The organism is Streptomyces sp. NPDC104381, from assembly GCF_055583745.1.
The window spans coordinates 596375-611324 of the sequence record NZ_JBVJNK010000001.1; the positions used below are offsets into that span (position 1 = coordinate 596375).

Below are 14950 nucleotides of genomic sequence, written 5' to 3' on the forward strand. Positions count from 1 at the left end.
GCCTGAACCCTACCGGGGCGGCGGGCGGCGCGAGCGAGGGGATGAGATCCAGCGCCCAACCGTGACATGAGGAGGGCCTGCAGGATCAGGGGACCCGGTGCGGAACGACGAGCGGCACCCCGGTCCGCGGGTGCGGGAACACCTCGACCGGCTGCCGGTACACCTCGCCGAGCAGCGCGTCCGTGAACACCTCGGCCGGCGGCCCGGCCACCGCGACCCGCCCGCCGTGCAGCACCACCGCCCGGTCCGCGTACGCCGCCGCGAGACCCAGGTCGTGCAGCACCACGACCACCGCGTCACCGGCGGCGGCCCGCTCACGGCAGATCCGCAGCACCAGCTCCTGATGGCGCAGATCCAGCGCGGCCGTCGGCTCGTCCAGGAGCAGCAGCGGGGCGCGCTGCGCCAGCACCCGGGCCAGGGCGACCCGGGCGCGCTCCCCGCCGGACAGCGCGGAGAACGGGCGGGCGGCGAACTCTGTCACCTCCGTCGCCGCCATCGCCGCGGCGACCGCAGCGTCGTCCTCGTCCTCCCGGGCCGTCCCCGCCCAGGGCGCCCGTCCCATGCGGACGACCTCCTCGACCGGGAACGGGAAGGCGAGCGCGGCGGACTGCGGCAGGACGGCCCGGCGCAGCGCCAGTTCGGCGGCGGACCAGCCGGACACCGGCCGGCCGTCGACGCGTACCTCTCCGCCGTCCACGGGCAGGTCCGCGGCGAGCGCCGCCAGCAGCGTCGACTTCCCCGCCCCGTTCGGTCCGACGAGGGCCAGCACCTCGCCCGCCCGGACCGTCAGCTCCACGGAGTCGAGGACCTGCCGCTGCCCCAGCCGGACACCGATGCCGGCGACCTCGGCGGCGGGGGAGCCGGCCGGCACCGGGGAGGGCAGCTCACGGCCCCGGGACGCGAGAAGCGACTTGAACGGGTTCACGCCCAACCACCTTGCCTACGACGGGTCCTGCGCAGCAGCCAGAAGAAGAACGGGCTGCCGAAGAGGGCGGTCAGCACCCCGAGCGGAAGCTCGGCGGGATCGGCGACGGTGCGCGCCGCGAGATCGCCCGCCACCAGCACGAGCGCACCCCCGAGCGCACTGCCCGGCACCAGGAAGCGGTGCCCGGGGCCGTTCGCCATCCGCAGCAGATGCGGCACGAGCAGCCCCACGAAGGAGATGATCCCGGCGACGGCGACCGCGGCCGCCGTCAGCAGCGCCACGACGAGGACGAGCACGATCCGCAGCCGCTCGACATCGACTCCCAGATGGCGGGCGGGCCGTTCGCCGAGCGCGAGCAGGTCCAGCTTCCGCGCGTGGAAGGGGGCGACGAGGAGGCCCAGGGCCGCGCACGGCAGTACGGCGAGCACCTTCGGCCAGGTCGCCTGGGACAGCGAACCGAGCTGCCAGAACGTGATCTGGGTGATCTGCGCGTTGTCGGCGAAGAAGATGAACAGGCCGATCAGGGCGCCCGCGAAGGCGTTGACGGCGATGCCGGTGAGGATCAGCGTCACCACCTCGGTCCGACCGCCGGACCGCGAGAGCACGTACACCAGCAGGACGGTGGCGAGACCGGAGACGAACGCGCAGACGGTGATGGTCCAGTTGCCGAAGAAGTTCAGGCCGAGCGCGATCGAGGCGACCGCGCCGACGGCGGCACCCGAGGAGATCCCGATCACACCGGGCTCGGCCAGCGGATTGCCGAACACGCCCTGCATCAGGGCGCCGGCGCAGCCCAGCGAGGAGCCGACGAGCAGCGCGAGGACGACCCTCGGCAGCCGTACGTTCCACAGGACGCTCTCGGCGACCCGGTCCAGCGCCTGCCCGCCGAGTCCGGCCCGGTGCTGGACGGAGGAGACGACGTCGCCGAGGGGGATGCCGTACGCGCCGAGCCCGGCGGAGAGCAGACAGCCGACGAGCAGCGCGGCGGCGAGGGAGACGGTGAGGACGAACGCCCTGCCGCGCCGACCCCGAGCCGGCCCGGCCTCGGTGGCGGGCGCGTCGTAGGGGGTGGCCGTCATTCGCCCTTCCCGCCGTCCGGGTAGAGCTGCTCCACCAGTTCGGCCAGCACCCGGTCGGTGCGCGGCCCGTAGTTCAGCAGGACCCCGTCGTCGACCGAGACGATCCGGCGGTCCATCCCGGCGGGCGTCTCGGCGACTCCGGGGATCTTCACCAGGCCGTCGACGCCGCCGACGGATTCAAGGCCCTTGGTCATGACCAGGATCGCGTCCGGGGCGGCCTCGGCGAGCGCCTCGCTGGTGATGGCGGTGAAGTCCTTCCTCAGCCCCGAGGCCTTGCCCGCGTCGACGGCGCCCGCCGCTTCGAGCAGGGAACTCGCCCCGGACTCCCGTCCGCCCAGCAGATAGACGGAGGCCGAGCCGCGCAGGTAGAGGAAGGCGACGCGCGGCGCATCGCCCGCGTCGTTCTTCCGGCGCGCGGGAATCGTCTTCTGCACGGCGGCGATACGCGACTGCGTACGGGCCTTGAGCTCGTCGCCCGCCGAGGTCACGCCCAGGGCCGCCGCCACCGTGTCGATCCGGCGTCCCACATCGGCGAGTTCCTTCGCGGGTTCGACGACCACGAGCGGGATCCCGGCGTCGCGGATCTGGCCGATCGCCTCGGCGGGGCCCGTCGTGGTGTCCGCGAGGACGACCGTCGGCTTCAGGGAGAGCACGCTCTCGGCCGAGACGTCGTGCGCGCGGGTCACGACCGGGAGCTTCCCCGCCTGCTCGAAGGTGGCGGTGATGTCCCGGGCCACCACCCGCTCACCGAGGCCGAGCGTGAACACGATCTCGCTGAGCGATCCGGTCAGCGGCACGATCCGGTCCGTGGAGGTGACGGTGACGTCCTCACCGTCCGCCGAGCGCACGGTGACGGGCAGCCGGGGCGCGGGCGTCCCGGCCAGCGGCTCGACGACGTCGGCCGCCGCGGACGCGCTCGCCGCACCACCGGTGGGCGCGGCGGCCCGGGTTCCCGTGCCGCCGCCGCAGCCGGTGAGGACCGCGGCGAGCGTCACCACGGCGGTCAGGGCGCCGAACCGGACCGTACGCCGTCGCACGGTTCTTCGGCCCGCCGCGGCGGAGTCATGGGGCAAACGCACGGGTGCACCGTCCTGAGCTGTCACGGGGGCGGAGTGACGGAGGGGTTCCGGCACCCGCTGGGTCGTATTAGGTTAGCCTCACCTCACTTAGTTTAGGTTAGCCTCACCTCATCTTCTCCTTCCGGGAGGGCTCCATGCCGCCGTCCAGATCCGTCCGTGCGTCCGCCGTCGCGCTTCTCGCGGTGCTGCTCGGAGCGCTGCTCCCGGCCACCGCCGCGCAGGCGGCCGAACGCACGGTGCAGGGCGGCCGGCTGGACTGGGGCATCAAGTCCTCCTTCCAGAGCTACGTCACCGGGCCCATCGCCCAGGGCAGTTGGAGTCTGACCGGCGGGGCCGCGACGGTCGGCGGAAGCCAGTTCCGTTTCCACTCCGCCACCGGCTCCTACGACCCGGGGAGCGGCTCCTTCCGGGCCGGGTTCTCCGGCGGGGTCCACTTCGTCGGCCACAGGAAGGCCGACGGCGGCCATGAGCTGGACCTCACCATCAGCCGCCCCACGGTCCGTATCTCCGGAGGCCGCGGAACCCTCTACGCCGACATGGTCAGCAAGGAGCGGGGGAGCGGCCGGGTCACCACCTCGTCCCAGGTGCCGCTTGCCACCCTCGGCCTCTCCGGGATCGACATGAGGGGCGGCTCCACGCCCATCGCCCTCAACAACGTCCCGGCGACGCTCACTTCGCAGGGCGCGGGCGCCTTCGCCGGCTACTACACCGCCGGGACGCCGCTCGACGCGGTCAGCCTCTCCGTCGACACGAAGGGGCCGGCCGCCGCGAAGCCGTCGACGTCACCGGGGTCCGGGGGGTCCTCCCCGAAGCCCTCCGCGACGAAGAAGAAGGAGACCGCGGGCCGCTTCGAGGACGCCGCCGTCGACTGGGGCGTGCGCCGCACCTTCCGCGAGTACGTCACCGGCTCGATCGGCCGGGGCAGGTGGACGCTGGCCGGCGGAGCCCAGGACGGCGGGGCGGTCTTCCGCTTCCCCGAGGGCAAGGGCACGTACGACGCCGGGAAGCGGAAGCTGGACGCCACGTTCGCGGGCAGCGTCCACTTCACCGGGGCGGACGGCCTGGACCTGCGACTCGCCGGGTTCGCCGTGCGGACGGCCTCCGGCACGGGCACGCTCCTGGCCGACGTCACCAGCGGCACCACCACCGACAAGGCCGTGCCCCTCGTCACCTTCGCCGCCGCGGACCTCGCCCCCGAGGCCGGCCTCGCCGTGCTCACCGAGGCCCCCGCGACCCTGACCGCCGAGGGCGCGAAGGCCTTCGGCTCCCTCTACAAGGCCGGCACCGCCATGGACCCGGTCTCCCTCGCCGTCACCGTCGACGCGAAGGCGGAGCTGCCCGCACTGCCCGACCTGGGCAGCGGGGCCGAAGCCTCCGCGACGCCCGCCGCACAGTCCTCCGGAACCCCCGCCGCCCAGCCGGCCGCGGCGGAGTCCGGCTTCCCGACCTCCCTCGCCGTCGGGGGCGGTGCCGTGCTCGTCGCGGCCGCCGCCGGCGTGCTGTACGCGGCACGTCGCCGCCGTACGGCACGCACCACCTGACACCCCCTCTCATCACTTACGTCCACCAGGAGTCACTGTCATGGCAGCCACCCGCCGCCCCATAGCCCTCGCCGCAGCCGTCGCCACCGCGGCCGCCCTCGGCGCGACGTTCGCCCTCCCGGCCCTCGCGGCCGACACCACGGCCCCGGCCGCCGCGCCCGCGGCCACCATGGAGCTGACCGACGGCACCCTCGACTGGGGCTTCAAGGAGTCGTTCCGCAGATACATCGGCGGGGCCGGCACGATCACCGTGAAGGACGGCGCCACCCAGGCGGCCGGCAACGGGGTCTTCACCTTCGGCAACGGCAAGGGCACGTACGACACGACCACCCACGGCACCGACACCGCCTTCGACGGCAGCGTCAACTTCAACGCCCACGGCGGTGTCCTCGACATCACCATCTCCGACGTGAAGGTCTCCACGGCCGGCACCTCCGGCGCCGTCACCGTCGACCTGAAGACCCCCGAGGGCACCCAGGACGACGTCGCGTTCGCCGAGCTCGACCTGTCGGGGATCCGTCCCGGCCAGGGCGAGGGCGGTGCGATGGTCTTCAAGGACATCCCCTCGAAGCTGACGAAGGCCGGATCCGCCGCCTTCAACGGCATGTACGCGGAGGGCGAGGTCCTCGACCCTGCCACCCTGTCGGTCAAGGCCGTCACGCCTCCGACCGAGGAACCGACGGGGAAGCCCACCGAGAAGCCCACCGACGAGCCGACCGGGAAGCCGACGGAGCAGCCCACCGGGAAGCCGACGGCCACGCCTACGGAGAAGCCCACCACCCCGGCCCCCACCACGTCGGCCACCACCCCGGCGGCCGAGCAGGGCGCGCTCGTCGACGGCGCCCTGGACTGGGGCGTCAAGGAGTCCTTCCGCTCCTACGTCACGGGCCCCATCGCGAACGGCAAGGTCGAGACGTCGGGCGGTGCCACCGCCTCCGGCGCGGGCTACCGCTTCCCCGACGCCACGGGCAGCTTCGACGCCGACGAGCAGACCCTGGACGCCGAGTTCGACGGCAAGGTCCGCTTCCTGGGCCACAAGGAGGGCGACGCCTACACCCTCGACCTCTCCCTCACCGGCCTGGAGGTCCAGGTGAAGGACGGCGCCGGCACGCTGGTCGCCGACGTCTCCAGCAAGGACCGGGAGACCAAGAAGGTCACCACCTACACCGATCTCGCCCTCGCCGACCTGAAGCTGCCCAGCGGTGGACTCGCCGCGAAGAACGGCGTGGTGACCCTGTCCGCCGTCCCGGCCACCCTGACCGCCGACGGCACCAAGGCGTTCGGCGGCATGTACGCCAAGGGCACCCAGCTCGACGCCGTGACCGTCTCCGTCGCCCTCGACGAGGACGCCGAACTCCCGGGCGCCGACGGCGGGTCGGGCACCACCGGCGGCACCGGGACCACGGGCGGCTCCACGACCGGCGGCAGCGGCACCGTGGGCGGCGGCACCGTCGGAGGCTCCGCCTCCCTCGCCTCCACCGGCTCCGACGTCCCGACCGGCGCGCTCGTCGCCGCCTCCGGTGTCGTCGTGGCCGCGGGTGCCGGAGCGGTGTTCGCGGCACGCCGTCGCCGTACCGTCTGATCCCGTCCCCCCACGGCGACAGGGCCGCCCCGGCACGGAGTGTGCCGGGGCGGCCCTGTGGCGCGAAAGGCCCCCGCGCGGTGCTTGAATGCCCGTGTGAACGACTTCGACGTACCCGAAGGCATCGACGTACTACGCGTGTTCTGCGGCCCGGACGGCCGCCACGGCAACGCGCTGGGCGTCGTACGCGACGGGCGCAGGTATCCCGGCGACGAGTCGCGCCAGGCGCTCGCCCGGAAGCTCGGCTTCAGCGAGACGGTGTTCGTGGACGACCCGGAGCGCGGTACCGTCGACATCCGCACGCCCGGGCTGCGGCTGCCCTTCGCGGGACACCCGCTCGTCGGCACGGCCTGGCTGCTCGACCTGGAGGTCCTCGAAATGCCCGTCGGGGACGTGACGGCCCGCCAGGACGGCGAGTTCACCTGGATCACGGCCCGCCCGGAATGGGCGCCGCCGAGGACCCTGGAGCGGTACGCCTCGGTCGCGGAGGTCGAGGCACTGACGGAGCCGCCGCCCGGCGAGGGCTGGCTCTACGTCTGGGCCTGGGAGGACGAGGCCGCCGGCCGCGTACGGGCCCGCGCCTTCCCCCGCCGTGGCGACCTCATCGACGAGGACGAGGCGACCGGGGCCGCCGCGATGCTGCTGAGCGCCGAGCTCGGCCGGGCCCTGAACATCACACAAGGACGCGGCTCCCAGATCCTCACCGCACCCGCGCCGGACGGCACGATGGAGGTCGGGGGCCGCGTCCTTCTGGTCGTCGCCTCCTGATCAGGCGCTGAGCGGGAAGACCTCGCCCAGCTCGCGGAAGACGGCGGTGTTCAGCGCGAAGGCGCGCTTGCACTCGTCGACGATGCGCTGCTTCTCCAGGTCGTCCGCGTCCACCGCGTCCAGCAGCTCCCGGTACTCCCGCTTGAACGCGGCCGGGTTGGAGATCTGCTCGAACACGTAGAACCGCACCCCGTCGCCCTTGCGCTCGAAGCCCCAGGTCTTCTCCGCCGTACCGCGGATGATCTGGCCGCCCGAGAGGTCGCCGAGGTAACGGGTGTAGTGGTGCGCCACATAACCGGCGGGCCACTCACGGGCGCACTCGGCGACCCGCTCGGCGTACGCCGCGGTGGCGGCCAGCGGCTCCAGCCCCTCGCGCCACCCCTCGCCCCGCAGATGACGCAGGTCGCGCTCCAGCTCGGCGGTGCGCATCAGCTCCGGCCGGACGAAGGGCCCGGCGACCGGGTCCCGGCGCAGCGCCTCCGCACCGTCCTCCAGCGCCCGGTAGACGAACCACAGCTGCTCGGTGTAGCGCGTGTACGCGTCCACCCCGAGCCGTCCGCCGAGCATGTCGCTCATGAAGGACGAGGACTCCGCCTCCGTGTGCTGCTCGTGCGAGGCGGTGCGGATGAGGGTCGAGAACGGCGTGGTGGTGGCGGTCGAGTCCAAGGCGGGCCTCCGGGGACCGAGAGGGACGGGAAGTCCGGACGGAAACGTACATACCGGCAGCAGCTGTACACACCGCCGCGCGCCGATATGCTGATCCTCCTACTTAGGTTTACCTAAGTCAACAGGTTCCCGACTGGCTGTCGGCAAAATCGGCGCGCTACGGAAGCGTGAGGATCTCCGCCCCGGTCTCCGTGACCACCAGTGTGTGCTCGAACTGCGCGGTCCGCTTCCGGTCCTTCGTCACCACGGTCCAGCCGTCGTCCCACATGTCGTAGTCATGGGTCCCGAGCGTGAGCATCGGCTCGATGGTGAACGTCATCCCGGGCTGCATCACGGTCGTCGCGTGCGGGCTGTCGTAGTGCGGGATGATCAGGCCGGAGTGGAACGAGGAGTTGATCCCGTGCCCGGTGAAGTCCCGCACCACCCCGTAGCCGAACCGCTTCGCGTACGACTCGATGACGCGCCCGATCACATTGATCTGCCGGCCGGGCCGCACCGCCTTGATGGCCCGGTTCAGCGACTCCCGGGTGCGCTCCACGAGCAGCCGCGACTCCTCGTCGACCTCGCCGCAGAGGTAGGTGGCGTTGTTGTCGCCGTGCACGCCGTCGATGTACGCCGTGACGTCGAGGTTCACGATGTCGCCGTCCCGCAGCACGGTCGAGTCGGGGATCCCGTGGCAGATGACCTCGTTGAGCGAGGTGCAGAGCGACTTCGGGAAGCCCCGGTAACCGAGGGTCGACGGGTACGCCCCGTGGTCCACCATGAACTCATGGGCGACCCGGTCGAGTTCGTCGGTGGTGACCCCCGGCGCGATGTGCTTGGCGGCCTCCTCCATCGCCTGCGCCGCGATGCGGCCCGCGACCCGCATGCGCTCCACGGTGTCGGAGTCCTGGACCTCGGGCCCGGTGTACGGCGTGGGGGCGGGCTTCCCCACGTACTCGGGGCGCCGGATCCTTCCGGGCACGGAACGGACGGGAGTGATCTCCCCTGGTACGAGAAGCGACTGGCCAGACATGTCAGCGAGTCTAACCAGCGTGCTCGGGGCACCATGGCAACGAGGAAAGGATCCTGCAATGGCCCTGTTCAAGAAGCGCACGGTGGGCAAACCGGGCGAATGGTACTACTGCCTGGAACACAAGAAGGTCGAGGAGGGGCCGGAGTGCCCCGGCAAGGACCGCTTCGGCCCGTACGCCACACCGGAGGAGGCCCAGCGCGCCATGGACACGGCGCGTGAGCGGAACCTGGAGTGGGAGAACGACCCGAAGTGGCACGACCGCACGGACGGGCCCACGGAAGAGACGCCGGACTAGAGCGTGTCCTGAAGGTTTCGCCCGCCCGGCCGGTGGCGGCGGCAGCGCCGTCACCAGCGGGCCGGGGGCGGCGCCGTCAGCTGGTCGGCCAGGCGGGAGAGGCGGTCACGGAAGGTGCGCCGGCCCCGGGAGGACGGGGCGCCGTTCTCTCCCGCCGCCGCGCTGACCAGGTGCTGGACCGTGTCCAGGTCGACCTCGTCGCCGTCACGGACCGTGAGCGCCTCATGGGCGAGGCCCCGCACCTCCGGGTCCCCGCCGTCCAGCGCGAGCACCGTCGCCCCGGCCCGCCGCGCGTCGTGCACGCGCTCCAGCAGCCCGCCGTCCGCCTGCTGGGGCGCCACCATGAGCACCGTCTCGCCCCGTCCGGCCGCCTCGATCCTGCCCAGACCGACGGCCAGGTGCACCGGGTCGTCCGGCTCCACCCGGTGGCGTACGAGCGTGGGGCGCAGCTGCGGCAGCCCCGACCACGTGGACTCGTCCACCAGGTGCGCGGCCATGTGCCACGGCTCGTACACCTCGGTCCCCACCAGCAGCAGCCCGCCGCCCCGCGGGACCACTGAGGACCGCAGGCTCCGGGCGAACCCCCGGGCCGCCTCCGGCCACTCCGTCCCGGCGAGCACCTCACGCAGCAACGCGACACGTACGGCATCCATGGCCCGGCATCATGCCGCCGCCCCGCCCCGCCGGCACCCCGAACGCCTCCGATCCACCCGAACGGGAAGCGGGTCCGCCCTCGCTACCTGGCAGTAGGGTCGGCGCCATGACTACGAATGACAGTGGAAGCGCCCCCAAGCCCCCCGCCAAGGACCCCTGGGACCTCCCCGATGTGTCCGGACTGACCGTGGGCGTGCTCGGCGGTACCGGCCCCCAGGGCCGCGGCCTCGCCTACCGTTTCGCCCGTGCCGGACAGAAGGTCGTCATCGGCTCCCGCGCCGCCGACCGCGCCGAGGCCGCCGCCGCCGAGCTGGGCCACGGCGTCGAGGGCGCGGACAACGCGGAGTGCGCGCGCCGCAGCGACATCGTGATCGTCGCCGTGCCGTGGGACGGCCACGCCAAGACGCTGGAGTCCCTGCGCGAGGAGCTCGCCGGGAAGCTCGTCGTGGACTGCGTCAACCCGCTCGGCTTCGACAAGAAGGGCGCCTACGCCCTGAAGCCCGAGGAGGGCAGCGCCGCCGAGCAGGCCGCCGCCCTGCTGCCCGACTCACGGGTCACCGCCGCCTTCCACCACCTGTCGGCGGTGCTCCTCCAGGACGAGGCGATCGAGCAGATCGACACCGACGTGCTCGTGCTGGGCGAGGCGCGCGCCGACACCGACACCGTGCAGGCGCTCGCCGGCCGCATCCCCGGGATGCGCGGCGTCTTCGCCGGCCGGCTGCGCAACGCGCACCAGGTGGAGTCCCTGGTGGCGAACCTGATCTCCGTCAACCGCCGCTACAAGGCACACGCGGGGCTGCGCGCCACCGACGTGTAAGGGCTGCCGGCGGGCCCTGCCCGGAGCCGGAACGGGCATGAGGGACACTGGACGGGAACACGCACCATCCCCGGACAGGAGCACCAGCCCTCATGCCCCGCCTCGCTCTCTACGCCATCATCGTCTGCGTCCTCGCCGTCGCCGCGGCCGTGGTCTCCTTCGTCCAGGGCGGCGTCCTGCTGGGCGTCGTCTGGGTGCTGCTGGCCGGCCTCTCCTCCAACATGGCGTGGTTCTACCTGCGCCGGCACAAGGCGGAGTCCGCCGCCTAGCGGATCAGCGCGCAGCCCGGGTCCTGGTCGCCGAACCACTCCTGCCAGAAGCGGTAGGTGTCGAGCCCGCAGTACGTCTCGACCTCGCTGACGCCCAGCCCCCGCAGCAGCGCGTCCACGGCGTCGAAGAAGAACCCGTTGACCTCGGGGATCCACAGCAGCGCGAAGACGGCGATCAGCCCGAACGGGGCGAACGGCTCGACCTGACGGCGGATCTTGTACGAGAGCCACGGTTCGATCACGCCGTACCCGTCGAGGCCGGGGACCGGCAGGGAGTTCAGGATCGCCGCCGTCACCTGGAGCAGCGCCAGGAACGCCAGCGCGAGCCGGAACGTCAGCGGGACACCGTCCAGGGCGCCCAGCCAGAACGGCGCCGTGCAGACGACCGCGAACAGCACGTTCGTCAGGGGCCCGGCCGCCGAGATCAGGCTGTGCTTCCAGCGCCCGCGGATGCGGCCCCGCTCGACGTAGACCGCCCCGCCCGGCAGACCGATCCCGCCCATGATCACGAACAGCACGGGCAGCACGATGCTCAGCAGGGCGTGGGTGTACTTGAGCGGGTTGAGGGTCAGATAGCCCTTCGCCCCGATCGAGATGTCACCGCTGTGCAGCGCGGTGCGCGCGTGCGCGTACTCGTGGAGGCAGAGCGAGACGATCCAGGCCGCGGTGACGAAGAGGAAGACCGCGAAGCCGGTCTGCTCCGCGAAATCCGTCCACACCGCCCAGCCCGAGACGGCCATGACGGCGACGATCCCGAGGAAGATCGGGCTGACCCGCCGGTCGCTGGGTCGGCGGAACGCGGTGGTCATCGCGGGCACTCCTGAGGGGGCTGGACAGCGGCTGGAGCCCCCGAGAGTACGGGTGACACGGCCAGAACGTCTCATGGGCGGGTGGCAGTTCCCCACGGGGCGGAGCCGTCACGGACAATGGGCGCGTGCACTACGGCATCCTCGGTACCACCCGCGCCCTCCGCGCCGACGGCACGGCCGTCGCCCTCGGCGGGCCGCGGCTGCGCGCCCTGCTCACCGTGCTCGCCCTGCAGCCCGGCCGCGCGGTCCCGGCCGGGGTGCTCGTCGACGAGGTCTGGGACGGCGACCCGCCCGCCGACGCCCCCGGCGCCCTGCAGGCCCTCGTGGGCCGGCTCAGGCGCGCGCTGGGCCGGGACGCCGTCGAGTCGGCCGCGGACGGGTACCGCCTCGCCGCCGGCCCGGACGCCGTGGACCTGCACCGCTTCGACCGGCTCGCGGGGGAGGGGGCCCGTGCGCTGGAGGAGGGCGACGCCGTGAAGGCCGCCACGGTCCTGGACGACGCGCTCGCCCTGTGGCGCGGACCCGCTCTGGCCGACCTGCCGGACCGCGCCGTGGCGGCCGCCCGCTGGGAGGCCAGACGGCTGGACGCCCGGCGGACCAGGATCGCGGCGGCCCTCGCCGGGGGCCGGGCCGGCGAGACCCTGCCCGAGCTCGCCGGGCTCTGCGCCGACCACCCCCTGGACGAGCCCCTCCAGGCCCTCCGCATCAGGGCGCTGCGGGACACCGGGCGGACCGCGCAGGCCCTCGCGGCGTACGACGAGGTCCGCACCCTGCTCGCCGACCGGCTCGGCACCGACCCCGGCCCCGCACTGCGCGCCCTGCACGGGGAACTGCTGCACCAGGACGCGCCCGCCCCCGCACCCGTCCCCCACGCCGCGCCGACGGGCAATCTGCGGGCCAGGCTCACGAGCTTCGTGGGACGCGAGGCGGACATCGCGGACCTGCGCGAGGACCTGACCCGGGCCCGGCTGGTCACCCTCCTGGGCCCCGGCGGCGCGGGCAAGACCCGGCTCTCCCAGGAGGTGGCCGAGTCCGTCGACCGGGACGCCTGGCCGGACGGCGTATGGCTGGCCGAGCTCGCACCGGTCGACGACCCGGAGGCGGTGCCGGAGGCCGTCCTCACCGCGCTCGGCGGCCGCGAGACCGTGCTGCGCGGCGCGGGCGCCGAGGAACTGCGCGCGGCGGAGCGGAGCGCGGGAGAACCCCTCGCCCGGCTCACCGAACGCTGTTCCGGACGCCGCATCCTGCTCCTCCTGGACAACTGCGAGCACCTCATCGAGGCCGCCGCGGCCCTCGCCGACCATCTGCTGGCCCGCTGCCCCGGACTCACCGTCCTCGCGACCAGCCGTGAACCCCTCGGCGTACCGGGCGAGTTCGTACGGCCCGTCGACCCGCTGCCCGACCCGGTCGCGCTGCGCCTGTTCGCCGACCGGGGGGCCGCCGCGCTGTCCGGCTTCCGGGCCGACGCGGACGAGGAGACGGCGGCGGCCTGCGCCGAGATCTGCCACCGCCTCGACGGGCTCCCGCTCGCCATCGAACTGGCCGCCGCCCGGCTGCGCATGCTCACCCCGCGTCAGATCGCCGACCGCCTCGACGACCGGTTCCGGCTGCTGACCAGCGGCAGCCGCACCGTACTGCCGCGCCAGCAGACCCTGCGCGCGGTCGTCGACTGGTCCTGGGACCTCCTGGACGAGGACGAACGCACCGTCCTGCGCCGGCTGTCGGTCTTCTCCGGCGGCTGCACCCTCGACGCCGCCGAGGCGGTCTGCGCGGCCCGGCCGCAGGACGCGCAGGACGTGGCAGGGGTGCTCGGCTCGCTCGTCGACAAGTCCCTCGTCGTCGCCGCCCCCGCCGCGGACGGCCGGATGCGCTACCGCCTTCTGGAGACCGTCGGCGAGTACGCCGCCGAACGGCTCGGCGAGGCGGGGGAGCGGGACGCCGTCCAGCGGCAGCACCTCGTCTTCTACCGGGAGCTGGCCCGCACCACCGACCCCGCGCTCCGGGGCCCCGGACAGCTCGCCGCCCTCGAACTCTTCCAGCGCGAGTACGAGAACGTGCGCACCGCCCTCCGGCACGCCGTCGCCGCCCGCGACGAGCAGGAGACGCTCTGCATGGTGCTCTCGCTCGGCTGGTACTGGCAGATGCGGGACCTGCGCAGCGACGCCCTCCAGTGGGCCGAGGCCGCCTCCACGCTCGGCCCCGACCCCTTCGCCGCGCCCGCCCGCCCCGCGCCCCCGCTCGTCGAGCGCTGCACCGACGCGCCGCCGCCGATGGGCCCCGAACTGCTCCAGGAGGCACGGCGCCAGGTCGCCCTGCTCGCGATGGCGAGCCTGGACCACGCGATGGACGTCTGGGCCGACAAGGCGGGCCTGGAGCGGCTGCGGGTCGTCGCCGCCACCTACCGGGCCGGGCAGCCGCAGACCTGCCGCAGCATGGGGATGCTCTGGTTCTTCGCCGTGATGCTGACCGGCGAGGTGTCCGACCCGCGAGAGCTGCTGGACGAGACGGTCCGCGCCGCACGGGAGCTCGGGGAGGACTGGGAGCTGGCCACCACGCTCCAGATGCGCGCCAACGTGCTGGCCAACCGGCCCGACTGGGCTGCCGCCGCCCTCGCGGACGCCGACGAGAGCCTGGAGATCTTCGGCCGCCTCGGCGACGACTGGGGTGCGGCGGAGGCGCTCTCCTCACGGGGCGAGGCCCACGAGAAGACGGGCGACTGCGCCCGGGCCGCCGAGGACTACCTGGCGGCGATCGGCTACGCGGAGAAGCTCGGCGCCCGGGCCCAGGTGCTGGTGCTCCGTACGCGTTACGCGGCCGCGCTGACCGAGCTCGGCCGGGGCGCGGAGGGCGAGATGATCCTCCGGGAGGTGCTGGTCGAGGGACGGCACGCGGGACACGAGGCGACGGCGTTCGCCCGGTTCTTCCTGGCCATGTGGCTGGGCCTGTCCGGCCGCACCGTGGAGGCCCGTGAGCAACTGTCCGTGCTGCACCAGCACTTCAGGTCCGCGTCCATGGGGTTCTTCGAGGCGTTCGTGCTGGGCGGCGTGGCCTGGCTGGACAACGAGGAAGGGCTGTACGCCGAGGCCCTGGACCGGATCCGGGAGGCGCTGGCGCTGTCCGACGACCGGTTGTCGCAGATGGTGGCCCCGCAGATGCACGTGCTCCACCTGGTCACCGTGGCACGGGCATTGGCGGGACTCGGCGGGGAGCGGCGGGCCACGCTCGCGGCGCGGCTGCTGGGCGCCGGAGCGGTGCTGCTGCCGGACGGGCACGTACTGACGTCGCTGGAGCGGAACAACCTCGCCGCGGCCGAGGGGCTGGCCCGCGGTGTTCTCGGGGACGCCGCCTTCGAGGCCGCGCACACCGAGGGCGGCGGCCTCTCCCAGGAGGAGGCCACCGCCCTGGTGGAGGCGTACACCGACTAGCCGGCGTACGCCGGCCGGCGGAGACG

Annotated in this window: 14 protein-coding genes; 7 read left to right on the forward strand and 7 right to left on the reverse strand. The window is 73.5% G+C overall.

Annotation, left to right across the window (positions count from 1 at the left end):
- Nucleotides 1–85: 85 nt before the first annotated feature.
- The 3 genes from ACZ607_RS02680 to ACZ607_RS02690 are packed head-to-tail and all read right to left on the reverse strand — an operon-like array spanning nt 86 to nt 3083.
- The gene (locus ACZ607_RS02680; protein ID WP_469730991.1) at nt 86–925 is read right to left on the reverse strand and encodes a heme ABC transporter ATP-binding protein; all 840 of its coding nucleotides are present in this window, start codon (nt 923–925) and stop codon (nt 86–88) included.
- Nucleotides 922–2004 carry a FecCD family ABC transporter permease gene (locus ACZ607_RS02685; protein WP_469730993.1) on the reverse strand — a complete coding sequence of 361 codons (1083 nt, stop codon included), beginning with the start codon at nt 2002–2004 and terminating at the stop codon, nt 922–924. Before ACZ607_RS02685 ends, ACZ607_RS02680 begins: the two co-directional genes overlap by 4 nt.
- A complete protein-coding gene (locus ACZ607_RS02690; RefSeq protein ID WP_469730995.1) occupies nt 2001–3083 on the reverse strand; it encodes a heme/hemin ABC transporter substrate-binding protein in 1083 nt (360 codons plus the stop codon). Before ACZ607_RS02690 ends, ACZ607_RS02685 begins: the two co-directional genes overlap by 4 nt.
- 134 nt (nt 3084–3217) lie before the next feature.
- On the opposite strand from ACZ607_RS02690, the gene ACZ607_RS02695 reads away from it, so the two are divergent.
- From ACZ607_RS02695 to ACZ607_RS02705, 3 genes are all read left to right on the forward strand, one after another.
- The gene (locus ACZ607_RS02695; RefSeq protein WP_469730997.1) at nt 3218–4624 is read left to right on the forward strand and encodes an HtaA domain-containing protein; all 1407 of its coding nucleotides are present in this window, start codon (nt 3218–3220) and stop codon (nt 4622–4624) included.
- Nucleotides 4625–4664: 40 nt separating this feature from the next.
- A complete protein-coding gene (locus tag ACZ607_RS02700; RefSeq protein WP_469730999.1) occupies nt 4665–6206 on the forward strand; it encodes an HtaA domain-containing protein in 1542 nt (513 codons plus the stop codon).
- 96 nt (nt 6207–6302) lie between these two features.
- Complete coding sequence (locus tag ACZ607_RS02705; protein WP_469731000.1) at nt 6303–6974, forward strand: PhzF family phenazine biosynthesis protein; 672 nt, start codon at nt 6303–6305, stop codon at nt 6972–6974.
- Here ACZ607_RS02705 and ACZ607_RS02710 read toward each other — a convergent pair whose 3' ends face one another.
- Both ACZ607_RS02710 and map read right to left on the reverse strand, forming a co-directional pair.
- On the reverse strand, nt 6975–7640 hold the full coding sequence (locus ACZ607_RS02710; protein WP_469731001.1) for a biliverdin-producing heme oxygenase: 666 nt from the start codon (nt 7638–7640) through the stop codon (nt 6975–6977).
- A 157-nt stretch (nt 7641–7797) separates the two neighbouring features.
- Nucleotides 7798–8655 carry a type I methionyl aminopeptidase gene (gene map / locus ACZ607_RS02715; protein WP_469731002.1) on the reverse strand — a complete coding sequence of 286 codons (858 nt, stop codon included), beginning with the start codon at nt 8653–8655 and terminating at the stop codon, nt 7798–7800.
- A 58-nt stretch (nt 8656–8713) separates the two neighbouring features.
- Between map and ACZ607_RS02720 the strand changes: the two genes are divergently transcribed.
- Nucleotides 8714–8950 (forward strand): hypothetical protein, encoded by a 237-nt coding sequence (locus ACZ607_RS02720; protein ID WP_469731003.1) that lies wholly within the window; start codon nt 8714–8716, stop codon nt 8948–8950.
- A 50-nt stretch (nt 8951–9000) separates the two neighbouring features.
- Here ACZ607_RS02720 and ACZ607_RS02725 read toward each other — a convergent pair whose 3' ends face one another.
- Entirely contained in the window at nt 9001–9603 is a 603-nt protein-coding gene (locus tag ACZ607_RS02725) for a hypothetical protein (RefSeq protein WP_469731004.1), read from the reverse strand.
- 107 nt (nt 9604–9710) lie between these two features.
- Here ACZ607_RS02725 and npdG point away from each other — a divergent pair, with 107 nt between their 5' ends.
- Nucleotides 9711–10421 carry an NADPH-dependent F420 reductase gene (gene npdG, locus ACZ607_RS02730; protein WP_124276790.1) on the forward strand — a complete coding sequence of 237 codons (711 nt, stop codon included), beginning with the start codon at nt 9711–9713 and terminating at the stop codon, nt 10419–10421.
- 92 nt (nt 10422–10513) lie between these two features.
- A complete protein-coding gene (locus tag ACZ607_RS02735) occupies nt 10514–10690 on the forward strand; it encodes a hypothetical protein (protein WP_469731007.1) in 177 nt (58 codons plus the stop codon).
- On the opposite strand, the gene ACZ607_RS02740 is transcribed toward ACZ607_RS02735, so the two are convergent.
- Nucleotides 10687–11499: a site-2 protease family protein gene (locus ACZ607_RS02740; RefSeq protein WP_469731008.1), complete on the reverse strand. Its 813-nt coding sequence runs from the start codon at nt 11497–11499 to the stop codon at nt 10687–10689. The genes ACZ607_RS02735 and ACZ607_RS02740 overlap by 4 nt on opposite strands.
- A 125-nt stretch (nt 11500–11624) precedes the next feature.
- Here ACZ607_RS02740 and ACZ607_RS02745 point away from each other — a divergent pair, with 125 nt between their 5' ends.
- Entirely contained in the window at nt 11625–14924 is a 3300-nt protein-coding gene (locus ACZ607_RS02745) for a BTAD domain-containing putative transcriptional regulator (protein ID WP_469731009.1), read from the forward strand.
- Nucleotides 14925–14950: the final 26 nt, after the last annotated feature.